A 26,974-nucleotide genomic window follows, 5' to 3' on the forward strand; every position below is an offset into this window, starting at 1 on the left:
GACTTTTTCTACATTCTTTGTACTGCGCTCCACTCTACCAAAGTAACCGCAGTGCAAATATGAAACAACCTATCCTTTTACTGTTTTTCAGTGGCGGCAAGGTGCGCCTTATAGAGCGTGCTTTGCTGCCAGACAGGCGTAAAGTCTACTGGTAATAATACCACGTCCGGGCTTCGCCTGTCGATTGACGGAGGCAAATATCATGAACGGTATAAAAGGCCCGTTTGATAATTTTATTCCCGTTATACCGATGGAAGATGAGCCTGTACACAAGGGGAGGTGGCATAGGCGTCAAGTTAAGCCCCAGTAAACCCCATCAAGAAGTTGATGGGAGGTACTGGGGCGCGTACTTCGAGCAGGGATGGAAGCGCTTCCCAACAACGCTTCACGGATACATGCAAGGGCTTGAGAAAGAGGGATATATCCACGAATGCCGAGGATCAAGAGCGGGAGTTGATCTCGAAGGAGATCAGCACAGAGCATCCAATTACGGTGAGGATCATCCCAACAACTCTCAAGAAGAACCCAATGTTCTACGAGCATAGCGATCAGCTTGGCATAGAACTCACAAAGAATATGGTCGGGAAGCCGGCTGGTCCATTCATCCACATGCCCATGACTCTTCCAGAGCTTGAAGAGCAATTCCACCTGCCAACGCGCCCGAAACAGCAGCAGTGCTTCTTCTGCTGAGAGGCGTTCCACAGGCGCATTGGTAACAATCAAGGTCCAGCGAGCAAGGGCAAGGGCATGTGAGGAGAACACATGCCCTTGCTTCTTGGCCTTGTCCAGCAGATGCTCACGGCGTTTCTGAGCCACCTCATCAGAGACAGGTAAGGCAATAATCCGCGCATTGAGCCAGAGGGAGCGAATGGAGCCTAAACGGACCGAAAGGTCAATGACCGTGTCGGTCAAAGCGGACAAGTGAGATGCCCGCATCCAAGCGTTGCCCCTCGGGTGTACTCACGACCAAATTGCCCCGTGGGCGAATGACAAAAACGACCCCTTGTTGGTCCATCTGACGCAACTGCTTGAGGGAGTAATAGGCAGCATCTGCCACCCACACACTGCCTTGCTCGCAAGGCAGTGTGTGGGTGCTCGTTCGGCTATCATAATCACGTCCCTGATGGAGTGCTGGTCCGTCCAACCTGCCACTGCGCAGATCCCAGCGCACGCCGAGTTTGACAGCCGATGGAGATGCATTCCCTCCGCTTCCTTTCCAGAGCCAGGCGAGAGCCGATGGCAATTCAATACAGGTAGTATCTTCGAGGAGAACTGCAGGGAAACGAGCTAGGAGCCCAACAGATAAAGAAGATGCGAGAAGGAGCGTGTGAACTGCTTGCTGTAACACGCTCAAGAGCCAATGCGCTGTGTTCTTTGTCAAGCGTTCAAAGATTGCTTGTTTACTCACTCTCACCCCCACCGAGTGCGCAAAGCGGGCCAGTTGACTGGGACCAGCTAACGGATGTTTCAGCCAGCCAAAGACGAGTAAAAGCAGCAAGGTGCTCGCAGAAAAGCAACGATGACGGACAATCAATCCTTGTTCTTGAGCCAAACGAGGCGCATCTTTATAGATCAATTCCTCTAAGGCCTGGCACAAGGGTGCTATACTTTTCATAGAAAAGCTCCTGTTTCTGATAGCAGTTTGCCTACTTCTATCATGACACAGGAGCTTTTACCTGTCAGGCTGAGCTCTCTTCTCTTAACTTGACGCCTATGCCTGTACACAAGGGGAGGTGGCTTTTCTGCCTTGACCCCACTTGCGGTTGCCACGAAGAACCGGCGCTGATCGAACCCGTAAATCAGCAGTACCTTGACGGTTTGCTCACCGCCGAGGAGGCCGCCCGCACTATTCAGGGGAAGCAGGTGTAACATGGCGTATCGTCCGGTGCGGGATATGCGCCCGCAATCATTCGCGCAATCCGCCGATGTAACATATGCACCCCGCCCGCTTCCGAAGCAGCCCCTAAGCCGGTGGCAGCCCAGCAACGCACACAGAAGCTGCCACATACTGAAGACCTGCTGGAAAAGACGTGCAAGCAGGGTAATGGCCTGTTGAACATAGGCATAGGTATGTGTACGGCGCTCCTGTTGCTCATGTTCCTCCTTAACGTGGTGCTTCCGTGGTGGAACTGGCTTCAAACACAATGGCACTACGGCGATGTGCATGTATCGCATTTTGATTTTCACGGGCATCACTTTATCGGTGAAGTTTACCGAGGCTATGTCACCGTTTTTGATGTTCCTAACGGCCATCCTGAAAAAAGTCAGGTTTTCTTATTGCAAAGCGCCCAGGACAATACGCCGGTACAGTTCGAGACCCGTGACGTGAATAATGACGGCATTACCGATGTGACGGTCGGCACTGATGGTAGCTCTATCGGTATCACGCTCTACGGCACAAAAGATGGCGTATATAGTAAAACACCACCGGAGAACAAATAATGACGATTTTGGAGTTGCCATTCGACATTGAGCATCCCGATGTAAAGGCTGGTTTCAGAACAGGTCAGCAAGCGATCTACCACGATACACGGCCAGATACGGATATGGAGCTGGTGAAATTCATGCGTGACTTTATGGCTGACGAAGCGCAGCGCCTTGCCTATAATGTCGGCTTTCTTCTGGGGCTTTATCATTCTGACAAGCCAAACTAGCCCACCCTAAAAACATCTTGGCCAGCGTGCGCGCCTCTCGGAATCGAGGGGCGCATTTTTATTGCGCGAAGCATGGGCGCAATCAACCTTCTTCTTTTCCTATTGCCCGACATCCTTTTCCGCAACAGGCGGCAAATCGAATAGCGCCCGGTCGTCCGGCCTGCTCAAAAAGGCGGGGAGAGAAGGAGTAACCTCCTCTGCTTGCTACTCAATCGTCATTGCCTGACGGACCGAGGGCGCTACACCCTCTTCAACGCGCACACTGTTGGCACGCAGGTAGTGGGCGAAGTTTTCGGCGGCCACGTGCAGCGCCTCCAGCAGGTCAGCCGTGGGCGTCACATCTGGCTCCCACCACCAACGGGTAATCGTCCAACTCCCTCGCTCCAAGCGGCCATCTAGGCGGGCCACAAAGCGATCCCCATAGAAAACCGGCAGCACATAATAGCCCCAGCGGCGCTGCGGTTCGGGCTTGTAAACTTCCCAGATATATTCAAAATCGAACAACTGAATCACGCCGCGCCGGTCCCACAGCAGGCTGTCCAGGGGCCCCAGAAAAAGCATGCGTGGCTCCGACGCGGGATTATCAAGTAGCGGCAGTAAGTTAGCAGGCATGTGATAGAGCTGTGGTTTTCCTCCGGCATGCACCTGCACCTGGAGCAGTTCACCGGCCTCGACGAGTTGTGCCAGGGCACGCCTGCGCTGCTCGCTCTTGCCACACGCGGACCAGATGGCAGCCTCTGCGCTCGGACGTAACAAGCCGGTTGCCTGATAGCGGCGGGCCAGTATCCAGCGGTAATAACTCTCCTCATCGGGTGCAGGCACGCTGTAATAGTGTGCAGGAATGACGCGTTCAGGCCGGTCGTAATAGTGACGCCCGCCCTGGCGGTGATGGGTCACAAGCATCCCGCAAACCCACATGGCTCGTAAAGCGCGACTGACGTGTGTAGCGCCGCCCCATTTGTCCTGACCAGGGATGCTCGTACGCAGCTCTTTCTCGAACTCCAGTGACGAAAGCGGCCCCTGACGATCAATGGCCGCCAGAATGGCCTCCGCTATCCCCACCCGTGTCTTCAAGATCTCGCGGTCATGGTAGGGTCGATGCATGCTGCGGATCATCGCTCGCATCGGCCAGTCTCCCACCGGAACCAAACATGCCATTTTATCCCATGAGTCGTATACAACCCTATCGGTGTAGGCAGTTTTTTGCCAGTCATCTACTTGGTAGCCTGGCACTCGCGCCTGCAAGACCAGATCAGGGTTGCGTCCCACAGGATTGAGCGGGTCATATTGCACCGTTCCCAGGCGATCAAAGACACCAGGCACATCGGTTGGGGTAAAGTGATAATTAGCCAGAAAGCGCCGGGCTTCGGCGCGTGAAAGGGTCAGCATCAGCTCGTGTCCTCCGGTTTGTCCCAATTGCTTTGAGTGTAACATGAAAAGAGGACAGTATTCACCCTGTTTGCGCACGAAGCTGGGAGTGGTAAATGCCCCATGTTTCACGGCATTTCTTCTGAAAGTCTCTGAATAGATGACTTTCATCCGCAGTGGTGCACTTTGATGTATGGCTCTTACCAAGTAAAAAAGACACCGCTTTATTCCCTCACGCCATCAACTTAAAGACCCTAACATTAGCGAACAAATTCAGGAAGTAGAAAAAGCTTTGGCAAAATTACGTGCAAGATTTGATGAATTCATCAAGTCAGGCGCTATTGAGCCATGCAAGTGTAACAGACCCGAGTGTCCTGTTTATTTTATGACACGGCAGGCAGCCCATGATTTGGAACATCTGAGGCACAATGTCATAAGATTATTCCGTGAAGCATATCCAGTATTTCCTGCCCCCAGCGCATGGTGAAAGGAAAATTCTCTGACATTATTGTTATTAGGTATCCATTTTGTATAAGTAACCATCACAAAGTATCATCATCTCTTGCATATCTCAAGCAGATAGAGTATACTTGGATGTATGAAGTTATCGAGTTATGCCAAGAAGATTGGGATCAGTTATAACAGCGCCTGGCGTATGTGGAAACGCGGCCAGATTCCCGGCTATCAATTGCCCACCGGCACCGTGATCATTGATCCGCCAGAGCTTCGCTCGGTTCCGGTCCACGCCGTCGCTATGTATGCTCGTGTTTCAAGCAGCGAAAACAAAGACAACCTGGAAAGGCAAGCCGAGCGGCTGGTGACCTGGTGCAATGCCCAAGGCTGGTCGGTCAGCAAAGTCGTCAAAGAGTGCGGCAGTGGCATCAACGATCAGCGGCCCAAGTTTCTGGCGCTGCTGGCAGATCCCAAAATCGGGCAGATCGTGGTTGAACACAAAGATCGCGCTTCTCGCTTTGGCGTGGCCTATATTCAGACCTTGTTGGCTATGCAAGGACGGAAACTGGTCATCGTCAACACCGCTGATACCGCCGACGATGATCTCATGGGCGATTTTATCAGCATCATTCCCTCGTTTTGCGCTCGTCTTTATGGTCGCAGACAAGCCAAACGCAAGACGGAACAAGTGCTAGCGGCTTTGCAGCAGAATGGACCCGCCTGTGAGCAAGAAGCCCCAAAAAGCCTCGCTTGATGAGAAAAAAAAGCGCAAGCGCAAAAAGAAGACGAAGCAGACCATCACTCGAGCGGTGACCCATATCCGTCTCATTGAGGCCAATCCTGGCAAACTTGAGGCGCTCGATCAGCTTGTGGCGGTTTACTTGCCGCTGTGCCAACAGTACACCACCCTGTTTTGCGAGGCCGAGACAAGCCCGGACAAGTACCAAGAAACCGTCTTCAAAACCGATCTTTCCGACCGCTTGCATCGAGTGGCAATACAGCAAGCCGCAGGCATTGCCAAAAGCTTTCGCACGAATCGAGCGAACGCCTATCAGGCGTACCTGGAAGATGTGGCTGATTACGCTCAGGCCAAGGCTCAGGCGGAAGGCCGGATGTCCGCCTTCAAACGCCGCGAACCGACCTGGACCGAATGGGATCTCCCTGTGCTGCGTGTGCCAGTCATCCAAGCCAATGTCAACGTGGTGGTGGTCGAGAAGTCGGAGGACTCCACGTTCGACTACTGGCTGCGCGTGTCCACCTTAGATGTCGGGAATCCGCTTCGAGTCCCAGTCAAACTCGCCTCCTATCACAAACGAGCACTCGAAGGCCGCACGCTCAATGCATCCACAACACTTCACAAGCGCAATGGAGTCTGGTGGCTGACGCTCTCCTTTGACGAGGACGTTCCTCTTCAAACCAAGCCTGACGCCCCTACAGTAGGTGTCGATGTGGGCATTGCCCATTTCCTCACGACCTCCACCAATAAAGCGTATGGCAGTTTTCATGGCAAGATGGCCCGACAGCACAAGCACGATCGGGAAAAGCGTCGCCGCAAGGCGAAACTGCGAGCCTGTCTGGAAAAGAAAGGCGTCCCAAAGGGCAAGCTTCCTTCGACAAGTTCTGAAACGTCGCAACGCTTGAGCCGTCACGTCAAGCAAGAGATCAACCGGGCGGTCAATGCGTTGGTCAAAGATCATCGAGATGCCAGACTCATTTATGAGGACCTCAATGTGGCCTCGATGCGCTTCAAAGCAAGGGTGATGAACAGTTATCTGTATGCTTCTCACCTGGGGCATATCCCAGAGCAGCTGGCCTGGGCCGCCGCCAAACAGGGCATGGCAGCCCACACGGTCCGAGCCGCCTATTCCTCTCAGGAATGCCCCCGCTGCCATTATGTCGATCGCGCTAATCGGCCGAACCAGAAAACCTTCAAGTGCCTGGTCTGTGGTTACGCAGACCAGGCCGACCGCAAAGCCGCACAGACGCTCGCGGGACGCTGGGGGGATCGGAAACTGGCGGCATGTCGCTCGACCTCGGAGGTCAAGGCGCTCCTCATGACGCGGCATGAAGCGTGGAAACAGCAGAATCAGCAGAGGATCCAGGATGCCGGGCCTCCCGTCCAGTTGAGCTTCTGGGATCCCCCAGAGATGTTCCTGGAATCATCTCACGAGTGAACATCTCTCAGTAGAGAGAGGTGCATAGGATGCTCGTAGTGCATCCTCCCGCCTAGTCCGCTGTTTGGTAAACAGGCGTAGGTTAAAGTGAGAAGGATAATCATTGCAATAGATGGTTATGCTTTGATCAACTATAGGTGCCTCTGTATCTATCGGCAATACTGATAAGCTTTCGTTACTGGGAACGCCTCACAAGCTTGACCTTTTGCTCCTTTGCAACCGCAATAAACTTGGTTCTGACAATTTCAAATAAGTTCGCCGGAAGATAGCCATATACGACGCTTGACGGCTCCCCGGATCTTGCCATCCGTAAATCCGGCCCTATTCCAAAAGATATTGCACACCAGCGTCAAGCATGAGCCAGCATGATCAGGCTCGGTTTCTTGTGTGTGTGACCATCGATGAAATGCAGGAGTATCAGGAAGCAAGTATCTTCCCTCCTGCCTTGTCACACATTGGACGAATGCACGGCCAGAGTTTCGTCGTGAGCGGAGCAAGGGAGCCAAAAAGACGCGGCACTCTTGATGTGCTCACGACGTCTCATCGTCATACAGCCCGACCAAACAACGCTATCAATTCAGGGAGAACAGTGGATAGTCTTGTTGTATGACACTTAGCCTTGGACAAGCAGGCCTGCCTGGTTCCCATCAGCAACTGGCCTCTGCGCGCCACTATCCGCGAGATGTACCGCCCATATCATGATCGCGAGATCCTGGATCTTGATCCCGAGACCCCTGAGAGGATTCTGGCCGCGATGGATGCCAATGGTCCGCTCTCATCGCTTGAGTTTGAGGATCGCTCACCCATGAGCGACGCCAATTCGTGGTATGGCTTGACCAAAAAAGCCAAGCGCGCCCTGCGCTCAATGTGGGTCTGTGGCCTGATCCTCACCCACCATCGTCGCAATGGGCGCCACTATTATGATCGACCCGAGCGCGTCATCCCCGATATGCACTTTCAGACGCCAGCGCTACTGGACCGCGAGGCCTATCACCGCTGGATTGTTGGACGGCGCTTCCAGGCGGTTGGTCTGCTGCGCCCCAACGCCGAATCCGCGATCTGGAGCGCCTGTGGTGACGCTCAAACGCGCAAGGCAGCTATCGCGCACCTGGTCGCCGAGGGCTTGCTCACCCATGTCAAAGTCGGCGAAAAGGAGTGGTCCTACTACCTGCCTACAAGCGCTCTTCCGTTGCTTGAGAGCGCCGCGAGCGAGACGCTAGCGGAAGAGATGCGCCTTCTGGCTCCCCTCGATAGCCTGCTCTGGGACCGCAAGGGCGTGCTGCAACTCTTCGACTTCGACTATATCTGGGAGGTCTATAAGCCCGCGCCACAACGTCGCTGGGGCTACTATGTCCTCCCCATCTTCTACCGCGACCGCTTCGTGGCACGTATCGACTCGCGCCTGGAGAAAGGCACCTGGACGATTGCCAACTGGTGGTGGGAGCAAGACATCGCTCTGGATGCCACCCTTCTGGCAGCCCTGACCAGAGCCTCATCACGCTTCCTCCACTACCTACACGCCCAGGAGATCGTTGTCAACGAGACCATTGATAGTCCAACCCGCCAGGCCCTGCTGGCCGGTGCCAGAACCGCGCTCGTAGAATAGCGCAGGTAATGTGTTAGTGGTGAGCTGGCAGAGCCAGCTCACCACTAACAACCAGGTAGCTACTTTTTATTTCTATTAATTATCAATTTTATTCAACTAAAAATTCAGCCTTTTGTCCCTGCCTCTGGACAACAAGCGTTTCTTCGTCTAAAATAACCCAGGCATCAGACACTGGGTTCCCGTGCAGGCAACATGTACGACTTTTCCCCGTGGAACCCCAAAGGAATGAGCATACAAGTAGACTGAATCTAGAAGAACGACAGACATGCAGCAAGACGAAAACGCTTATCATACATCCACGCCACGACCCGAGCGCGAGAAAACGCTGGTCGCTCTCTCCTCGGTAGGAGCCGCCATCGGCCTGACAAGCTTTAAGCTTATTGTTGGCCTGATGACGGGGAGCCTGGGCATTCTGGCGGAGGCTGCACATTCGGGACTAGACCTGGTCGCGACCTTGATGACGCTCTTCGCTGTGCGTATCGCCTCCCAGCCCGCCGACGAGGATCATCACTACGGGCATGGGAAGGTGGAGAACCTCTCCGCCTTTATAGAGGCGCTTCTGCTCATTGGGACTGCGCTCTGGATTATTTACGAGGCCGCTGGCCGCTTGCTTTTCCAGCAGGGGCATGTCGAGGTGAGCATCTGGGGCTTTCTCGTTATGCTGACCTCGATTGTCGTGGATATCACGCGCGCACGCGCCCTCATGCAGGCGGCGCGCAAGCATGGTAGCCAGGCACTTGAGGCCGACGCCTTACACTTCAGCACCGATATCTGGAGTTCAGCGGTGGTGGTGATCGGGCTGGGAATCGTCGCGGTGGCGAACTACCTGCACCTGCCAGGCTGGCTGGGACAGGCCGATGCCGTCGCGGCCCTGGGCGTCTCTGGCATCGTGATCTGGGTCAGCACGCGTCTGATACGTGAGACCCTTGACGCCCTGCTCGATAAGGCCCCAGGCGAGTTAGCACCCAAACTACAGAGACAGCTGCGCGCTCTGCCCAACGTCCTCGAGGTACGCCGCACTCGCATTCGTCGCGCGGGCAATAAGCATTTTATGGATATTGTGATTGCAGCCCCGCGTACGCTGCCCTTCGAACAAACGCACGTCTTGAGCGAGGTGATTGAGGAACAGGCCATCGAAGCGACGCGCGAAACCTCGCCACAGAGCGAATATGATGTCATCGTGCATATCGAGCCTATTGCGTCGCCGAATGAAAGTGTCGCCGACCAGATTCGCTACCTAGCTGAACTTCAGGGAATTCACGCGCATAACATCCATGTACGCAGGGTCAATACCGAACTTGAAGTCGACCTGGATGTAGAGGTACAGGCAGATATGACGTTGCGCGAGGCCCATACCAAGGCCTCCCACTTTGAGCGGATAGTTATGGAGCATAACACGCTCCTCAGTCGCGTCACCACGCATATCGAGGCTCCTGACAACACTATTGCCTACCGCCAGGAGGTCACACACGCGAACCAGTCGCTGCAAACAGACATCACGCGCATAGCCGATAGCATTGTGGGGCAGGGCCGAACACACGAGGTACGCCTCTACCAGAGCCAGAGGGTCGCGCACCACACGCCTATGCAAGAGACGCAGGGCGGCGGCACAACGACCTTAACGCTAGCGCCACCTGAAACACTGGATGTCACATTGCATCTTACCTGCGAGGCGCACGCCCCGCTCAGCCAGGTCCACACCTGGGCGGAAGAGACCAAGCGTGCACTACGCCGTGCGCATCCCTACCTGGATACCGTAACAATTCATACTGAACCCCCAGAATAATACAAAAAGCCAGAGAGAAATCCGGTGTCGCATGACACCGGATTTCTCTCTGGCTTTTCGACCCATTATTTTTGCATTTGTGGGCAATAAAAAAACCGACCATTACAGTCGGCGTATTTGGTATAGGGTAAGATGGCGGAGGCGGACATATCCCAACCGTACAGGATACCACAACCCAGTCACGTTCCATTGTCGCAGGGCCCCCTCGACATCTCAATCTTAATCAGAGAATGCCGCCATATGTTCCTGGGCATCATCGTGGGACTTCGTGCTCAGGACGATACCCAGGAACGTCCTTGATCTAAAAAGTGAATTGTATAGGGTCAAAGGTAACATCGGGACAACCCCAAAGGCAACGATAGCTGGCTGTCAGTTTGTAGGGTTCTCCATGGAGCGGAGTAAAAGAAAAGATGGCTTCTGCTTGTACGCTTTCATTAGGCGCTATGGAAGCATCATCACCAGTAAAGTGTTCTGCAAGTATACTTCCTGTTCCATTGTAATTGTTGCTTTCATTGTTCATATCATGCAAATCAAACCCTTTGAACTGCATCGTCTGGTATGCCCCACTCGCATTGTACAGGGTAATACTCCAGACCATTCTCTGTTTAGTCGGGTCAAAGGTAATGGTATTGATGGTTGTCACAATCGGATCATCGCATCCGCTACACGTCAATCGTTTATTCACTTTGATGGTTCCTGGGGCGACTGTTGGTATGACTGTTGGTGTTGGTATGACTGTGGGAGTGAGTGTGGGTGTAGGAGTTGACGTTGGCAGTGTATTTGTCAGCCCATTGGGGAGTGCTGTATTTCCATTCTGCGTCTTCCCTGTGGATGCACTCGCGAATGTATGGATGCTTACGCCTGTTAAAGCGAGAATGAGGATCACAATGATAGTAAGGTAGAGGCCAGTTTTCTCTTTGCGAGGTGATGTCTGGATTGAGCGGTATGGGGGGGTGGGAAATGAAGGCGCTGAGAGATGTGGTGTTTCTCTGACGGTGGGATGATCTATGGGTCTATTGGGTGGCTCGGCGAGTGTAACAGGCTGGGGCTTAGGATAGGTAGATATGTTCGCCTCGTTGTCAGCTAGATCGCTTGCGCCAGCCGTGATCATGTCTGAAGCAGGTTTGCCTGCCGCCGCCAGTTCGAGCGCTGCCGCAAAATCCCGCATGCTCTGGAAACGCTGCTGAGGGTCCTTTGCGAGGGTTTTCTGGAGAACATGCTCAACAGCGAGCGGGAGCGCTGGCACTTTGTCACGAACGGAGGGAATAGGTGCCACGAGATGCTGACTGGCGATCTCAGAGAAGGACCCCTTGTATGGAAGTTCGCCGGTCAACCACTCATAGAGGACAACGCCGAGGGAATACTGGTCGCTAGTAGTACTGGCCTTGCCCTGAAGTTGTTCTGGAGCGGAATAGGCAATGGTTCCTCCAATATCCTGGCGGCCCTGGTAACGAGAACTCTGTGAAGTAATCGCTATCCCGAAATCGCTGAGCAGGAGCGTTCCGTTCTGCCCAATCAACATATTCTCAGGTTTCACATCGCGATGGATGATCCTATGCTCATGTGCATAGTGCAGCGCCTCCGCTATTTGTCTGATGTATGTGACACACTCAGGGAGAGGGACGCGTGTCCCCTTAGGATGGTGCTGGCGGAGCGTGCCGTTGGCACAATACTCCATAATCAGGTAAGGAGTGTGACTCTCCTCGCCAAACTCCAGGACACGCACAATATGGGGATGGGTCAGACTCGCCACGGTGCGCGCTTCTTGAAGGAACGCCTGAAGATCATGCTCTGTCAACCGGGTCTGTAATACCTTGACTGCTGCATGGGTTTTCAAATAGATATGCTGCCCGAGATAGACCTCGGCAAAGCCTCCATGTCCTAACATATGCACAATCTGATAGTTGCCAAGTTTGTTCCCTGTCCAATCGAGCATGACGTTTCCTCCTGAAACATCTTACACAAAGCCCGCCATCCCTGAGAAGATAAGTACGAGAAGCCGGCTCCTCAAGATTGAGGATCTCTCAATGGGGATTGAGCGGAAGTCGGACACCTATAGCTCTTTTCCTCCAAAGAGTATATCGATACATAAGCAAAGATGTAAATATCTCATTCATAACATCTTCATAACAGTTACTTATCAAATGGTAGTGTTGCAAAAATTTAATGCAGAGGAAATGGAGGAAGCAATTACAGCATAAGGATCCTTGCTATAGAAAAGGGGGAATGTTCTGCATCTTTTCCTTGTGAGGGGCGTTCAAATCTACTTTAATTTGCTGAGTTTTAATTTTTTTTGCAACACTACCTCGTGGGGTGCCAGTGTTTTCTCCTGGTATCCCACAATAATAACGACAGGTACCTGCTATGAGTTGGTTCCCTCCGGCGACAGAAGCACTGATGTGCACCAGTCCTCGATCTCCTGATACAAGACGCGATTGTGTAGTTCGTCGAGAATGGTTTTGCTAGTCTGGATATAGGCCAGTGCCTGTTCGCGTGCACCTTCGTGCTCGGCCATCTGGGCTAAGCCAAACAACGCGAGAGCAATGAGGAGCGGCCCATTCATCTCCTGCGCCTGTTCATGCATCTCGTCAAAGGTTGCTTTCGCCTGGGCGAAGTTGTCTTGTTTAAGCTGGAGCTTACCCCATTCGCCCAATGTCTCGATGATGAGCCAACGGTGACCAATGTGCCGTGCGAGGGCGAGGCTCTCTTGCAGATAGGCTTCAGCCTGGAGAAGTTGATGCTGCTCACGCATCATCATACCCAGATTTTGCAGGACAGAGCTGATTCGCATCTGCTGATCAATCTCGCGTGCTAGACGCAAACTTTCCAGCGAGAGCTCCACCGCTTTTTGCTCTTGGTGTTGATGCCAGGCGAGCATGCCCAAGCACATGAACAGCGCACTCTGCCGTTGCTGATCATGCTGTTGTTTCGCATACGCCAGGCCTTCCTGATACAAGCGCTCGGCTTCTTGATACACGCCCCTTCTCACTTCGACCGTGCCGAGGTCCTGTAAAAGCGCGCTGGCAATCTTCCAGTTCTGCGTCTGGCGCGCAAGCGCTAATCCTTGTTGATACAAGACAGTCGCTTTCTTCATCTCACCCATATTGTCAGCCAACTCACCCAGGTATTGAAATACCAGGCAGCGCGGGGCATTGTCATCTAACTCCTCAATCACTTGCAGTCCCTCGACCAGACAGCGTTCCGCCTGAGCGGCTGTCTCGGTATCGACCAGCGTTCCTCCAAGCGAAACGAGAAAATGCGCGAGCAACTCCTGTTGCCCCAATTGGCGGACAAGTTCCAATCCTTCAACAAAGGCTTGTTGCGCTTGCAAGAACGCGCCACGCAACTCGGCCATTTTGCCACGCGCCAGCCAGATGTGGGCCAGGCTCAGTTGATCATCCAGAGCCAGAGCGGCCTCTCGCCCCTGGGTCAAAAGCGTGTCAGCCAGCCCATACAATCGTTGGCATTCGAGAAAGGGCAGCAGCGCCAGCATCCCCTGAAGAAAAGGCTCATACAGGTGACGGAGAAAGGCGAGTTGGAATACCTGTGTAATGATGTAGAGCTCTTGTTCAAGCGCTTGCGTATCCTCTTGATGGGTACAGACAAAGTGCAGAAAGAACGTCACAAGGCGGTTTTCCACCGCTGGATCGCTTGCCTGCAGGCGCGCATAGTCAGCAATGGTCTGGTGGATCTGGTAGCGTCCTGCGGCGTAGGGTTCAATGAGCCCGCTGTCTATCAGGGTATCCAGAATCTGAACGGAAGTATTGCACACAGCCAGGGCTGCCACTTCAGAAAAACTGTACGGTTTGGGAGGAAAGACTGCCAGCGCGCGGAGTGCTTCCTGAACAGCGTCAGGAAGTTGGCGAACACTCATCGCAATAGCGAGTTGGAGCGAAATCGAGCTTCCCGCTGTATACCCAGGGATCTCTTTCCAGGAGGGAAGCGGTTCAGCCATCTGCAAGCGTGCATACATGTTCTGATTGAGTTCGTGCAGGGCCTGTGAGAGACGGCGTGGTGGACCGCTAAGTGCCTGGACCTGGAGCGTGTGGCCAAGCAACAGAAGGGCCAAGGGCAAGCCACCGACGGTCTGTGCAAGCACACGCAGTTCTGGAAGATGTTCTTCAAAAGCCTGTGGCACAAGTTGGTGGAGAAGCGCCAGGCTGTCAGTTTCGGTCAATTCGTGCAGAATAGTTACCTGCTCCCTGGCAAATGCATAAGCCAGGGAAGGAAAGCGCGTGGTGAGCAGATGGGTGCACTGAGAGCCACCAAGATGAAAGATCACAGCCTCAGCCAGGTCCCAAGCATCATCCAGGATTAGCAATAGGCGACGGTTCCCAATCCGCTGATGCAAGTATTTTGCCCAGGCGTCAGCAGTGGTCAATGTTTGGACCTCAGAAGCGTTAAGTCCCAGGAGACTGCCCCAGCGACTTAACGAGTCGATCACGCGTGGTGTGGGACCCAGACCTACCCACAATATGCCATCACGAAAATGCTGACGCACCTGGGGATGATGGGCCAGCGCGATGGTCAGGGCAGTTTTCCCTACTCCCGGTAAGCCGGTCAGTGCATAGGTGCCACCCTGGAGAGAACAGAGACACTCCGCGATGTGCTGAATCTCCTTCTGGCGGCCAATGAGCTGATGCTGTTCCTGCTGGAAGGAGGGAAGAACCGGATCAAGCAGGAACGGAGTCTGGTCCACTGAAATATCCAGAGAAGTCGTTTCCTTGTGGGGGTCCAGGTCGAGCTCGGTAGCAGACAACTCAAAAAGCGCACATAATTGCCGGAGAAAGTAAAAACTGGGAGTCGTGACCCCCTGTTCCCAACGACTGATGGTAACAACAGTGACATTTAACTGATCTGCAACATCCTGTTGTGACCAGTGACGTCTGAGCCGCGCGTCGCGGAGACGCTCACGTCGATGAGAGATGGGCTGCTGTTTCAAGAATCATGCATCCTTTCACGATGCCCCAGAATGCGAACGATCTGCATATTGAGAACACTCGACATGGTAGCACTTATTATAGCATAAATGTGAGCATTTCCTGATAAGTGACTGATACTCAACGAATATACTTATACCTCTCATTGTGCTGGATATTCTCACCTGGAGTGAATGGATAACGCAGCGTCACAACACTTTTGGGATTTACCTGCACAGGAAGCGAGCGATAGGTGGTCTCGTTTTTTGGAAGTATTCAGCATTTCACTCCCCCTCTTGTCGTCGAGATGACGAGAGGAAACAAACTTATAAATGACTGTTAACTTCTTGATAATGAAAGTTCTTCCATTGAAGATGGAAAACAAGGCATACTTGAGAGAGGAAAGAGAGACCACGTGTGAGAAGATTTCTGCCGACCTACGATGATGCTTTTACGGCATATATCGCTACTCAGACTACTGTTGACGCAAAATAAGTGGCACACAAGAGCACTGCTGTGCTTGGCCGGAGGCGGTTTGCGCTTAGATCTCGGGCCTATTGTTAGCACCTATTGGTGGCAAGGGGCAACGAACCAAGCCGAGGACAAGTTGAATACTTGCTATCATCCCATTTGAAAGGTTGCACGTAAGATGACGCACTGTCCTCAGTGTAAACGGGACAATCCTGTCGAGGCGATCTTCTGCGCCTTTTGTGGTCACTGGCTCGCTGTAGCGAGCCAGAACGAAGCCACGGAGAGAGACCAGATGCCGGGTGTGCCCTCTATGAGACAGGATGAGCCAACAGAGCGGTGTCAGGTTCCCAACGTGCAGCCCTCCATCGGTGATGGAGGGGCACGAGACGCTCGCGTGGGGATGCCCCCCTCGGTGATAGTTCCCGTATCCAGCGATACTCCTGCCACTCCCGGTGCGCCCGGAACGCCGCAGGTAAACCTGCCCGCTAGCGCTCCAGGGACGTCCATATCTACCAGCCAGGGAGCGATAGGCAAGGCTGCTGCTGGTTTCCTGAAAACCGCGCTGGGGAAGATCGTCATTGGCGTCCTCACCGTGGCTGTTGTCACTGGAGGGGTTATGACCGCCGCCCCCATTATCGCCAGAAGCATGCAGCAGGGGCATGACACCTCCGCCACTCATCCTTCTCTCCCGGCCCGCGCGACCGAGAAGATGCCGCCAACCGAAACGAGTTGCCCGCCGAATGGCAAGGCGCGCCCAATGGTTAGCGCCTATCTCGCGCGTGGCAAGAGCAACAACTTGTTCTACTTCGATAGCACATCAGGCGAGACGCTGCTCAAACGCTATAATCCTGCTACGCGCCAGATCAGCACGGTGCTCTCGCTACACCAAACGCTCGTGACGGAGGTGCAGGTTTCTGGCGATGGTCAGTGGATACTCTTCCTGGCCTGGTCTTCCACCGCTTGGGATCCTACCTACGGCTATAAGCTTCAATTTCCAGGGAAACTTCAGGTGGTGCGCGCCGATGGACAAGGACTACAAACGCTCATTTGCGCTGATCAGACGATCCCTTCCCAGTCGCGCATCGGCTCCTTTGACATCGGCGCACCCTCCTGGTCTCCCGACAATAAGCACATCGCCTTTGATTATTCCATCACATCTACCTACTATACGCCAGCCAGAGCTGGGACCGGTATCCTTGACACAGGCGACGGCTCGCTCTATGACGCTTATCCTGCTAAAACCATCCAGGATAACCTCGATTATGTCGCACCCCTCGTCTGGGTTGATAACACGCATCTTGCCGTCGCTCATCACTTCTATGATTATCATTCCAGTTCATCATCGCTCTTCGGAGTCTACCTGCTGGATACCGCACAGAAGCGTGCCTACACCTCCATCAAGCAATTGAAACAACTCGTCGACGAGGGATCGACCTTTTGCTGGGATTATGCTTTCGCCCCCGACATGCGGACGCTTTACAGCAGCGATTGTCCAGGCAATCAGGAGGAGTTGATTTCAAGGGGAACCAGCCATATCGTCACCCACCTCCTCAACGGCACCACACCTCGCCCTCTGTTGAGCAAGAGCACGCCCCCCATATTCTACGCTACCCACATCGTTGCGGTGACCAGAACCAGCATCTTCTTCCAGGTGGCACAAGAGACGTCAGGTCCTGGATATAGCATCTGGCGCGTCAATCTGGACGGTACGGGTCTCAAACAAGTAATAGGCACGAACACAGCCGATCACTATGTTACTCCCTGGATCAAAACGCCCTGGACGAACATCTCACGCGACATGGCCTGGTTATCTATTACCGACAACTCTGACAATAACAAACAAAGAAAACTACAAGTACTCTCGCCCGATAGCGGCAGTGTTACCACGCTTGTCACCTATTCAACGAATGAAAATCTCATACTCAGCATCACCATCGCAGGCTGGACGCAACTGTAAATGCTCAGAATGGACTCTGAGGAGCAAGGGAGTCGGTTCGCACGGTAAGGGGCTTTTCTTTCCACTGTTGGCTCGGCAAGTGGCTTGAGCCAACGAAGGATCGCTTCTTATTAGTATCGTTTCTCATTAGGCCCAGTGCTACGTAAGCTACGACGAAGTCGTATGACTTTAGATCCTTGTGACCTCACCGGTTTCCGCACGTCGTAGATCGACAAAGTAGAGCGTCGGCTAGCACTCCTGAAGGAAAACGCCAGCTATGCTCCATTTATGTATAAGTTTGTGATGTATTCGTTAGAGAAGTTAACGGCGCACTCAGAAAATGCCATCCGGCGTGATCAGCAACTGTGACCAGGAAGGAGTTGGGTGTTACAAGGCCAGCCAAGCCTGCGGCTTGTCTACACCAGTAGCGTCACAGACTGCCAGGAGCATGGACACCAGAGCAGGGAGGCATCTGCTTTTAAGGGATAGAGCGGCGGAGATCCTCAGAGCTCAGAGGAGAGGACGCGAGTCTCTTTTGGTTCTCAAACTCAATAAAAAAACCGACTATTACAGTCGGCATATTTGGTATAGGGTAAGATGGCGGAGGAGGCGGGATTCGAACCCGCGAAGGCTCATCACCTTACACGATTTCCAGTCGTGCTCACTAGACCACTATGAGACTCCTCCAGGATAAGCGGAGAGGGCGGGATTCGAACCCGCGAGGGCTATTAACCCTACCGCTTTTCGAGAGCGGCACATTCGACCACTCTGACACCTCTCCGCCACGGAGTATAACACATCTTCCCCGCCTTGACAAGCACTTTTAGAGCGGATTTATTCTTCGTTTAACTCGCCTTGTTCATATAACCAGCGAGCAAATTGGATATGACAATCTTCAGCCATACGCTGGCGCATCTCCGTATTCTCATACAAATGCTCACGCATCCTGATGAGCTTTATGGCTTCATCCCAGAGGAAGCCCTGCTCTAATAAGGCATGCAGGAGGACCTGCTCACGCGCAATCTCCCTCGCAGAGACCTCAGGGTCCATCGCTGGGGAGTGCCTAAGCCCCTCGTGAGGCTGTTCATAAAAATCACCACCCATTGATGAATCATGTGAATTCGACATAAGCATCTCTTCTCCTTGTTATCTTTCGCCTTTTAAGCTTGCGTGCAAGAGCACGGCTCATCAAGGTGCTACTCTAGCTTTCCTTATCGGCATTCTACACCCGACTTTATAGTCCCTAGAGAGGGATATGGCTTAGGGACTTTTGTTGCCCAAACCAGGGACTAGAGTCAATGTCCCTCTGCCACTCATCGCTACTACACTTTATGTACCAAGAGCAGAAGAAGGAGAGCGCAGAAAGAGATTATTTCTGCTGAAAGGAGTGGCAATAAGCCCATGCAGGCAACGGCTACCTTGAGTGAAATCTGGGAAAGATACCAGGAACATAAAAGCTCAGAACTCCGGAATGAATTGATTACTATGTACGCGCCTCTCGTACGTCTCGCAGTTGGTCGCTTAGGCATCCCTCCAACCAGTATCATGGATAGCGAGGATCTCATCGGCTATGGCATGATCGGCCTCATCAACGCGATTGACCGCTACGATCTATCACGAGGAGTGCGCTTTGAGGCTTTTGCTACTCCTCGCATTCGTGGAGCCGTAATTGACCAGATCCGCCAACTGAACTGGCTTCCTCGTTCATCCGTTTCACGTATCCGCCAGATCGAACGGACTCACGCCGAGCTGGAACAGCAACTGGGACGGCCCGCGACCGAGGCAGAGGCCGCTAAGGCACTGGATGTCAGCGTGGAACGCTATCGACAGATGCTCACGGAGATGAGCGTCTCGGTGCTTTCATTGGATGCCCCGATGGGATCAAGCATTCAGGAAGATGAGAGCGCCTCCCTGGGTGATATGCTAGAGGATGAGAGTCAGCAAGATCCCGGTGAAGCAGTTGAACACGAAGAGCTAATTCAGTCCCTTTCTGCAGCCCTCCAGCATCTCCCGCCACGTGAGCAACTCTTGCTCTCCCTCTACTACAAGGAAGAGCTAACCATGAAGGAAATCAGTCGTATAATGAATGTCTCGGAGTCTCGCGTCTGTCAGCTACGTATGCAGGCCCTCGTACGGCTCCGCTCGACCTTGAGCGCCTATCAAACGGGTGAAACAGTTCCCAGCAAGGAGCAGGGGAAAGCAAAGAATGAGGGCGAAACGCAGCCCGTATATGCCTACCACCATTCGGGTGGGAAACATCATATGGAGACGACGCGTACACACTAAAAATGGTAGGCGTGAGCGTCATATTCACAAACAGTAATTCTCGTAGCGACCCGAGTTTCCACCGTTTTTTCTCTTAATGAAGGCGTCTGGGTTGTCGATAACAATGTGTAGATAAAGACACCCCGAGGGGGTTAGCGGTATAATGAGAGTACCCTCTCAGTAACGCGACGGAGAGAATATTATGAATGCTCGTTTTGAGCATGAATATATGTAGAGCACAAACGGCTTGAAAATCGGGTCATATCCTATACGACATGGGAGGCGCCTGTCCATGAAGCCTTCCCATGCCACTCACAGCAGATAATCTTTCATACGGCCCCAAACCGTGCAGTCGTTCTCTATAACCTGCCCACCTATGAAAAAGGGGTTCAAAGACGCACTGAGCGCATTCTAGAACTTCAGGCACAAGTTCAGAATGGTACCTACATCGTAGAGAGCATGGTTGTAGCAGAATGTATACTGAGAAATGAAACTTATCTCGTGTAAGTTTATATCGATGAGCAGATTGTGCGAACGATACCCATTGTCTACGGGCCTTGCGTTTGAAACTGGCAATGGTAAGGGCACATCGTGACTTGCCATTTTACTAATGCGGCGCCCTCACGCACACGCATTGAGAAGCCTCGCAGCGCAGGGACGCCTGGAATTTGCTTCTGATGAAGGGAGCTATGCATGCTTGTATTGCGACGAAAAGTTGGCGAAAGTATAGTGCTTGCTGGTGTAATTAACATTTCGGTGCTGGCTGTTGAAGGCGAGCGCGTCAAAATTGGGATTAGCGCTCCTCCAGATGTTAGCATCGTGCGCGAGGAGCTGCTACGATCTGTGCCCGAGACACCCGTACAGAATTCTTCCCCCCTACAGCAACGCTAGCTCTATTAAGTGGACCGCATACAAAAGGAGGAGGTAGTGTAGAAGAGTTTTCTTCTGCACTACCTCCTTTTTCTTTTTGACTTCTCGCGCCTGCGGCGCTCACAAGGGTAAATAATAGGTTGCTCCCTGGCAGCCTCTGGCTGCCAGGGAGCAACCTATTATTTACCCTTGATTAAGCCTGAACTCTGTGAACAAGCAAGTTAGCGGGCGCCAGCTTTGTGGCTGTTGTCTTGCTCGAGGGCGGCCTCCCGCCCCTCACGCGCGCCTGTCATCTCCTGGATGAAAGCCTCAGTCATGTCGCGGGCGATGTCGTCTGAGTACTGAACTGATGGCGACTTCATCAGGTAGGCGCTGGGTGCCTCCAGTGTGCCGCTGATGCCATTATCCATGGCAAGCTTCACCAGGCGCACGGCATCGATGACAACGCCTGCGGAGTTGGGCGAATCCCAGACCTCAAGCTTGAGTTCGACGTTCAAGGGCACATCGCCAAAGGTTCGACCCTCCAGGCGGATATAGGCCCATTTGCGGTCGCTAAGCCAGGCCACATAATCGGAGGGACCAATATGCACATTGTCGCCTCCCAGCTCATAATCAAGCTGACTGGTGACTGCGTTGGTCTTGCTCTCTTTCTTAGACTCCAGGCGCTCGCGCTCCAGCATGTTATAGAAATCGGTGTTGCCGCCGACATTGAGCTGCATGGTGCGCTCAAGCTTGACACCGCGCTCACGGAAGAGGCGCGCTAGCTTGCGATGCACAATGGTGGCACCAACCTGGCTCTTGATGTCATCGCCAATAATCGGCACTCCGGCCTCTTTGAAACGCTGCTGCCAGTACTCCTCGCGGGCGATAAACACTGGAATGCAGTTGACCATACCCACACCCGCCTGCAAGATCTGCTCAACATACCACTTGGTTGCTGTCTCAGAGCCTACCGGCAGATAGTTAATGACCACATCGGTCTTGGTATCCTGAAGAATTTGCGCGATATTAGCGGTTGAACCAGGCGCCTTTGTGATCACTTTAGACAAATATTTTCCCAGGCCATCATGCGTCATACCCCGGTACACTTTGACGTTGAGGTAGGGGACATCCGCGAAACGATAGGTGTTATTGGGTTCCTGGTAGATGGCCTCGCTCAGGTCCTTGCCAACCTTGTTGGTGTCGATATCGAAGGCCGCGGTAAACTCAATATCTCGGATATGATAACCACCCAAGTTGACATGCATCAAGCCCGGGATAAAATCATCTTCTTTAGCATTCTGGTAATATTGGACGCCTTGCACAAGAGAACTGGCACAGTTCCCAACACCAATGATGGCAACGCGCACTTTGCGATTATCCGCCATGTACTCACTCCTTCATAATGTATACTCTGAAACGTCCTCTTCTTTATGGTAAAGAGCAAGAAAAAAACCTTGAACAGCAACCTTTCAGGCAAGAAGGTCACCATTAAGAGAGAACATTTTTCGTGAGAAATTTTATTCCCAATCATAGAGAAATTAATTACCCAATTCAATTTCTGGCGGATCTGCTCTTCTACTCGCTACGCGATCCTTCGAGTAAGGGGTGTATGTGGGAAAAATGCGGGCAATGCCCGCATTTTTCCCACATACACCCCTTACCCTGAGCGACGACTCAGTATTTTTTCGCTAGCTCTGTTGTTGGAAGAAGGCCAGGGTTGCGCGCACGCCCTCCTCAAAGGAGACTTCTGGCTTCCAACCCAGGAGGCGCTCAGCCTTGCCACAGTTAAATTGCGATTTATAGAGGTCACCAGGACGCTTGGGAGCGCGCACAATCTCTGGTTCATAGCCAGTAACCGCGGCTAGCGTCTTATAAATACCATTGACCGAGACCGCCTCACCCGTGCCGATACAGAAAACCTCGTTATCGCCACGCGTAAGAGCCTGCACATTGGCGCGAGCCACATCGGCCACATAGACATAATCTTTACTCTGCTCACCATCCCAATCGATGCGCACAGGCTGGTGCGTCAAGAAGCGCCTGGCAAAGATGGCGATGACGCCCGCCTCACCATTCGGATCCTGGCGTGGACCATAGACGTTGCCATAACGCAGAGCGGTATACGTCAGGCCATTGGCCTCATGCCAGTAACGCAGATAGTGCTCAGCGACCATTTTGGTGATGCCGTAGGGCGACTCTGGACGCTGCATTACATCTTCATCAACAGGCAAACACATAGGCGTGCCATAGGTCGCACCCGAGGAGGCGAAGATAATCTTACGCGTTCCCACGCGGGTACAATTATTCAGGATAGAAAGTAAACCAAAGACATTCACGTGCGCATCGAGTTTGGGATCCTTTGTGGAAACGACTACGCTGTGCTGGGCGGCCTGGTGACACACAGTCTCGGGCTTTACTGCATCAAAAATATGGGCCAGGGACTCTTCATCGGTAATATCGGCGCGAAATAATTGTGCCTGTGGATTGAGGTTTGCCAGGTTGCCACCCCCATGCGACCAGAGATTATCGACCACCGCCACCTCGTGGCCCGCGGCAATATAGTGATCAACAATATGTGAACCAATAAAACCAGCACCACCCGTGACCAGTATCCTCATGTTGTTAAACCTTTCTGACAACTATAGCTCTAAGGCACAGTTCAACCGCACCGCCGGAGAGAGGGGGGTAATGTAGAACATCATGCTTGTATACAAGACATGTTTCAGGTTATTATAGTCACTGGAGCGGCTTTATTTCAACATCCTCACAGCCATACACCTTGGAGTTCATGCTTACTTGTCAGGATAGGATAAATCGTCAAACCGGTTTCCTGCTGTAAACGGCTCAGGGCGGCCTCATTGCGGGGGTCAGCCATCGCGACCGTCAAGATATCGTCTTCACAGCCAAGGGGATAACACTGAAGCTCTTGCGCCAATTGCTTGCTTACCAGGTTCCGCACCTGTACTGGGAGGTTGCCTGGAAGCGAGGAAATATAGGGAACACCCATACATTGAGCCAGGCGAGCAAGGTCATCAGGTCCAGATGGAGAGGAGAGGACCTCATGTGGATGCAAATGTTGCCGTTGGTAGAATTGAAAGGAGCGCGATGCCTGCCGGAGTTCACGCAAGGTCTGCCGCACCAGTTGTCCGCTTTGTTGTGGTGCATCTGGCAAGGTCCTCAGGCTGCTTTGCATCGCCATGGGACCCTCACCTGTGTCCAACTCCTGCCCATGCACATGCCAGAGCAGCGCCTGCCATAGGCGCTCCTGGACGATGTGCGCGCCCTCCAACCTGGCCTCAAGCAGCAGAAAGTAGCAGCTTGCCCCTAATACAAAGACCTGGTCTGTCTTACGCACAAACGCGCGCACGCGCTCCACGAGAGCACGCGTGCCGTTAGCAGCCTGCTCGGCTTGCTCAAACTCAAACGTAAACGAGACCAGCGCCAGTTCCCTCTGTTCACGCTGCCAGAGCGCCAGTACCGCATCCTCCAACTCGTGTAACGCCCCAAGGTCTACATATGCATATGCATTCATAGATGGCGGATATACTAGTCCAGACGCCTCCTGCTCGCGCATGCTACAACTCCTCGCCTCTCTAAATTCTTGCATGGATACATGCCGACATAAGCATACCCGTAAGAGGCTGGACATCGAACAGCGAAACAGGTTGTATTTGCGTTAAAAGTTTTCCCTCTCGGTTAAGATCAGTATATTTACTCTGTTTTACCCACGGGTACGCTCTGATACCGCAGCAGGCTCAAGGCGCGCTGTAAGGAGACAGCCTGCATGATTAAGAAATCATTTCTTTGCAACAATTGGAGGAGCACCAGGGCCTGAACATGCTTACGCGCGGGAAGTATCTCAACCACGTTAGGAAAGGTCTCCTCTAACATGTTGATTGCTACCTGCAAAAAGCTTATGAGGTCTCTATCCAGGTGCTGCAACGTGTCAGGGGCCAGGCCACTCTGGCCCAGGATGGATAGAAAAACAGGTTGGCGTGTATACACGTCGAGCCAGTCCTTCATAGGCATTACCAGGTCGTGTCCAGCCCGCCGGGATAGGGCCGTAGCCTTCTCAGACTGGGAACGAGCAAGCGCCTGCTGTCTCTGCTGGGACTCCGGCAAGCGCTCAACTTGATCGAGCATCATCGTAAGCATAGTATTCAGCATATGAGCCCAGGGCAACAGGCGTATGCATTGCCCCTCAATCTCGCGCAAACGTTGCCAGCACTGATAGCGAAGCGCAAAGATCTCAACACTCTTGTGTGTCTCTCCCGCCTGGCCGCTCTGGGCCGCCACGGCTGGCATTCGCAATTGCGCTAATGCTGGTATATGATGCTGATAGAGGGCCTGCATCGTAACGAGGAGATGATAGACACACAACTGCAAGGTCTGAAGATTACTCCCCTGTTCAGTAGTGTACGCGCAGTACACCTGTAAGGGGGAGAGCAAGGTTTGTACTAAGCGTTGAACAGTTTCAACCTTAAATTGCCCATTTGCCATCGAGGATGATGATTCCTGCTGCCCCATCTCCACCTCCGCGTCCTATTTTTACTAATAACACTACTACTATTGTACTTGATATAGCTTACATCTGTCACGCCTTTCTCTTCTCAAAAAAACAGAGTTGCGCCAAAGTCATTCATTTCAGCTCGTAAGCTCGCCGAGGGTAGGAGGGAAGGGCATGTGGCACGGGCATTTACCCGTGCCACATGCCCTTCCCTCCTACCCCTGAGCGCCGCAGACGCGAAAGTAGAAGCGAAGAAGACTTGACACAGTGCATTTAGCGTATCACAATGAGGAGTGCAAACCGCTTGCGACGGAAGAATTCGTACGCGAACAGCTTCGTCGCTTACGTTAGTATTAGTAGGCTTGCTAATGCTGCCTACCGGGCAGAGCGGCACCTGTTCATAGAAGAATTTAGTAGCAGAAGTAACAAAGAATTTTGAAGAATAACATGCAACCACCCATTCATTCAGCACCACCCTCAACCCATTCACTGCTGCATGTAGACCAGCTAGCACAAGACGCGGCTCCCGTCGATAACGGCGTGGAGATGTCGCCAGAGCAGGCTGCACGAGCCGCCGAACGCGCACGCTTGCGCCAGGGCGTGATGCATGTACGTATTCGTAATTTCTATTGCACGCTCGAAGAGATCTTCGATCCAACCTTACGCGGTTTGAGTTTTGTCATCGGGACCGGGAACGGACGCCCCAATGAACCTGGGCGTGTCATTGATGCCTCGCCAGCGGCTGTACGCCTGGGCATTATTCCCGGCATGCCGCTACGGCGTGCGCACCGGATCGCTCCCCGAACGCGTTTCTTGCCCGCCTCCAATGAACGCTACCAGCCCTACTTACAAAAGTTACGCGAGCGCTACCGCGCCTATTCGCGCATCATTGAATCCCTGCCCCTGGCCGACGTCTTTATCGACCTGCGCGGATGCGAGTTGGCGTTTGATTCGCCTGTGACCCTGGGCGAGCGCCTCTGCGCTGAAATCGCCGAGATGGGCCTTACCGCACAGATTGGTATCGCTAATGGCAAGGCCATCGCTGAACTGGCGGCACTTATGAGCCGGCGCGATGGACGCCAGGGCGTACTTTATATTCCACCTGGGCGTGAGGCATCGTTCGTCCAGACGCTCCCGCTCTCGATGCTGCTCCAACTGCGCTCAGCGGGAACTGGCATTCCCGGCGCACTCCCCGAATTAGCAGAAACAAATGAGGCCAACCGCGTCCATACACCCGATATCGAGGGGAAAAGCGAGCAGGCCGATCCCATTGCGGTCGCTGAGATGCTTGCGCACCTGCGTGACTTTGGCATTACGACCTTTGCCCAGATCGCCAATTTGACTGAAGATGGGCTTGCGCGCCGCCTGGGACGCCTGGGAGGCTGGCTCTATCATGTCGCGCAGGGAGAAGACATCAGCCTGGTTATTCCCGATGTGCCACCCCTCAGCCAGAATGCCCGCATCCGCTTCCATCATGCCGCAGATGCCGATGAAGCATGTGCCGCGGCGCGCAAGCTCGCCAACTATCTCAGTGATCGCCTGCGCGAGCAACGCCTCAAGGGGCAGTCGATTGCCCTGATTCTCTGGCCCTATCGCCCCCAGAAGCGTGAGACACGCAAGCTGGTTATGGGAGACGATGGCGAAGAAATGGCCGTTACGACAGCCGAGGAGTCCGTAGGGGGGCAAATGCTTCTCTCGCGCCATACCGATGACGCCGATGTCATTGCCCATCACAGCCTGATGCTCTTCGCACACTATCATCGGGAGGGGCACCGCTACCTCCAGGTGCAACTGCGCATCGGGGATATCATCTCAGCACTCCCCACCTATTATCCACCAGCCGTCCGCGGACGCGGACGCCCCACGCGTAAACTCTCGCGCTAAACGGCTCAACGCTGCTAAAGCACGCGTCTACATATAATGGTACGGAATTTCGCGCCATTATATGTAGACGCGTGCTTTAGCAGCGTCGTCCCTGTACGC

20 protein-coding genes and 2 tRNA genes are annotated in these 26,974 nt (G+C 53.3%); 10 read left to right on the forward strand and 12 right to left on the reverse strand.

All coding sequences use genetic code 11. The features are described 5' to 3' along the window. Window positions 1–291: 291 nt before the first annotated feature. Window positions 292–936 carry a transposase gene (locus KRAC_RS12820; protein WP_083814613.1) on the reverse strand — a complete coding sequence of 215 codons (645 nt, stop codon included), beginning with the start codon at window positions 934–936 and terminating at the stop codon, window positions 292–294. Then, the gene (locus KRAC_RS12825; RefSeq protein ID WP_040442455.1) at window positions 893–1,615 is read right to left on the reverse strand and encodes a transposase; all 723 of its coding nucleotides are present in this window, start codon (window positions 1,613–1,615) and stop codon (window positions 893–895) included. Before KRAC_RS12825 ends, KRAC_RS12820 begins: the two co-directional genes overlap by 44 nt. 356 nt (window positions 1,616–1,971) lie before the next feature. On the opposite strand from KRAC_RS12825, the gene KRAC_RS12835 reads away from it, so the two are divergent. Both KRAC_RS12835 and KRAC_RS12840 read left to right on the forward strand, forming a co-directional pair. After that, window positions 1,972–2,442 (forward strand): hypothetical protein, encoded by a 471-nt coding sequence (locus tag KRAC_RS12835; RefSeq protein WP_007907560.1) that lies wholly within the window; start codon window positions 1,972–1,974, stop codon window positions 2,440–2,442. After that, window positions 2,442–2,654 carry a hypothetical protein gene (locus KRAC_RS12840; protein WP_007907562.1) on the forward strand — a complete coding sequence of 71 codons (213 nt, stop codon included), beginning with the start codon at window positions 2,442–2,444 and terminating at the stop codon, window positions 2,652–2,654. The genes KRAC_RS12835 and KRAC_RS12840 overlap by 1 nt, the downstream gene beginning before the upstream one ends. Window positions 2,655–2,858: 204 nt before the next feature. Here the strand turns inward: KRAC_RS12840 and KRAC_RS12845 are convergent, their stop codons facing one another. Beyond that, window positions 2,859–4,154, reverse strand: a complete 1,296-nt coding sequence (locus KRAC_RS12845) for a winged helix-turn-helix domain-containing protein (RefSeq protein ID WP_169460884.1) — start codon at window positions 4,152–4,154, stop codon at window positions 2,859–2,861. Between the two features lie 466 nt (window positions 4,155–4,620). On the opposite strand from KRAC_RS12845, the gene KRAC_RS12850 reads away from it, so the two are divergent. The 4 genes from KRAC_RS12850 to KRAC_RS12865 all read left to right on the forward strand — a co-directional run bounded on the left by KRAC_RS12850 (window position 4,621) and on the right by KRAC_RS12865 (window position 10,041). Beyond that, a complete protein-coding gene (locus KRAC_RS12850) occupies window positions 4,621–5,229 on the forward strand; it encodes an IS607 family transposase (RefSeq protein WP_007907565.1) in 609 nt (202 codons plus the stop codon). Beyond that, window positions 5,198–6,649, forward strand: a complete 1,452-nt coding sequence (locus KRAC_RS12855) for an RNA-guided endonuclease TnpB family protein (protein ID WP_040442461.1) — start codon at window positions 5,198–5,200, stop codon at window positions 6,647–6,649. Before KRAC_RS12850 ends, KRAC_RS12855 begins: the two co-directional genes overlap by 32 nt. Window positions 6,650–7,268: 619 nt before the next feature. After that, complete coding sequence (locus KRAC_RS61405) at window positions 7,269–8,255, forward strand: DNA glycosylase AlkZ-like family protein (protein WP_052568191.1); 987 nt, start codon at window positions 7,269–7,271, stop codon at window positions 8,253–8,255. 265 nt (window positions 8,256–8,520) lie between these two features. Further along, entirely contained in the window at window positions 8,521–10,041 is a 1,521-nt protein-coding gene (locus KRAC_RS12865; protein ID WP_007907569.1) for a cation diffusion facilitator family transporter, read from the forward strand. Window positions 10,042–10,342: 301 nt separating this feature from the next. Here KRAC_RS12865 and KRAC_RS61410 read toward each other — a convergent pair whose 3' ends face one another. Together KRAC_RS61410 and KRAC_RS12875 are read right to left on the reverse strand one after the other, a co-directional pair. Next, window positions 10,343–11,977 carry a serine/threonine protein kinase gene (locus tag KRAC_RS61410; protein ID WP_007907572.1) on the reverse strand — a complete coding sequence of 545 codons (1,635 nt, stop codon included), beginning with the start codon at window positions 11,975–11,977 and terminating at the stop codon, window positions 10,343–10,345. A gap of 426 nt (window positions 11,978–12,403) precedes the next feature. Next, window positions 12,404–14,983, reverse strand: a complete 2,580-nt coding sequence (locus tag KRAC_RS12875; protein ID WP_007907576.1) for a tetratricopeptide repeat protein — start codon at window positions 14,981–14,983, stop codon at window positions 12,404–12,406. A 626-nt stretch (window positions 14,984–15,609) separates the two neighbouring features. Between KRAC_RS12875 and KRAC_RS12880 the strand changes: the two genes are divergently transcribed. Then, on the forward strand, window positions 15,610–17,388 hold the full coding sequence (locus KRAC_RS12880; protein WP_007907578.1) for a zinc ribbon domain-containing protein: 1,779 nt from the start codon (window positions 15,610–15,612) through the stop codon (window positions 17,386–17,388). Between the two features lie 577 nt (window positions 17,389–17,965). Here KRAC_RS12880 and KRAC_RS12885 read toward each other — a convergent pair. From KRAC_RS12885 to KRAC_RS12895, 3 genes are all read right to left on the reverse strand, one after another. Continuing rightward, a tRNA-Ser gene (locus KRAC_RS12885) sits at window positions 17,966–18,054 on the reverse strand. Window positions 18,055–18,062: 8 nt separating this feature from the next. After that, window positions 18,063–18,148, reverse strand: a tRNA-Ser gene (locus KRAC_RS12890). Between the two features lie 53 nt (window positions 18,149–18,201). Next, window positions 18,202–18,495 carry a hypothetical protein gene (locus KRAC_RS12895; protein WP_040442463.1) on the reverse strand — a complete coding sequence of 98 codons (294 nt, stop codon included), beginning with the start codon at window positions 18,493–18,495 and terminating at the stop codon, window positions 18,202–18,204. A 273-nt stretch (window positions 18,496–18,768) separates the two neighbouring features. On the opposite strand from KRAC_RS12895, the gene KRAC_RS12900 reads away from it, so the two are divergent. Together KRAC_RS12900 and KRAC_RS12905 are read left to right on the forward strand one after the other, a co-directional pair. Continuing rightward, window positions 18,769–19,653 (forward strand): sigma-70 family RNA polymerase sigma factor, encoded by an 885-nt coding sequence (locus KRAC_RS12900; RefSeq protein WP_007907580.1) that lies wholly within the window; start codon window positions 18,769–18,771, stop codon window positions 19,651–19,653. A 672-nt stretch (window positions 19,654–20,325) separates the two neighbouring features. Then, a complete protein-coding gene (locus tag KRAC_RS12905; protein ID WP_007907581.1) occupies window positions 20,326–20,523 on the forward strand; it encodes a carbon storage regulator in 198 nt (65 codons plus the stop codon). 200 nt (window positions 20,524–20,723) lie between these two features. Here KRAC_RS12905 and KRAC_RS12910 read toward each other — a convergent pair whose 3' ends face one another. The 4 genes from KRAC_RS12910 to KRAC_RS12925 form a co-directional block, all read right to left on the reverse strand. Beyond that, window positions 20,724–21,869, reverse strand: coding sequence for an inositol-3-phosphate synthase (locus tag KRAC_RS12910; protein WP_007907582.1), 1,146 nt, complete (start codon window positions 21,867–21,869; stop codon window positions 20,724–20,726). Between the two features lie 303 nt (window positions 21,870–22,172). Further along, window positions 22,173–23,102 (reverse strand): GDP-mannose 4,6-dehydratase, encoded by a 930-nt coding sequence (locus KRAC_RS12915; protein WP_007907583.1) that lies wholly within the window; start codon window positions 23,100–23,102, stop codon window positions 22,173–22,175. Window positions 23,103–23,248: 146 nt separating this feature from the next. Beyond that, on the reverse strand, window positions 23,249–24,058 hold the full coding sequence (locus KRAC_RS12920; RefSeq protein WP_007907584.1) for a GspE/PulE/PilB domain-containing protein: 810 nt from the start codon (window positions 24,056–24,058) through the stop codon (window positions 23,249–23,251). Between the two features lie 137 nt (window positions 24,059–24,195). After that, window positions 24,196–25,011 (reverse strand): hypothetical protein, encoded by an 816-nt coding sequence (locus KRAC_RS12925; protein WP_007907586.1) that lies wholly within the window; start codon window positions 25,009–25,011, stop codon window positions 24,196–24,198. Between the two features lie 427 nt (window positions 25,012–25,438). Between KRAC_RS12925 and KRAC_RS12930 the strand changes: the two genes are divergently transcribed. Further along, window positions 25,439–26,875 (forward strand): DNA polymerase Y family protein, encoded by a 1,437-nt coding sequence (locus KRAC_RS12930; protein WP_007907588.1) that lies wholly within the window; start codon window positions 25,439–25,441, stop codon window positions 26,873–26,875. Window positions 26,876–26,974: the final 99 nt, after the last annotated feature.

The sequence above is a fragment of the Ktedonobacter racemifer DSM 44963 genome (assembly GCF_000178855.1).
GTDB classification, from domain to species: domain Bacteria; phylum Chloroflexota; class Ktedonobacteria; order Ktedonobacterales; family Ktedonobacteraceae; genus Ktedonobacter; species Ktedonobacter racemifer.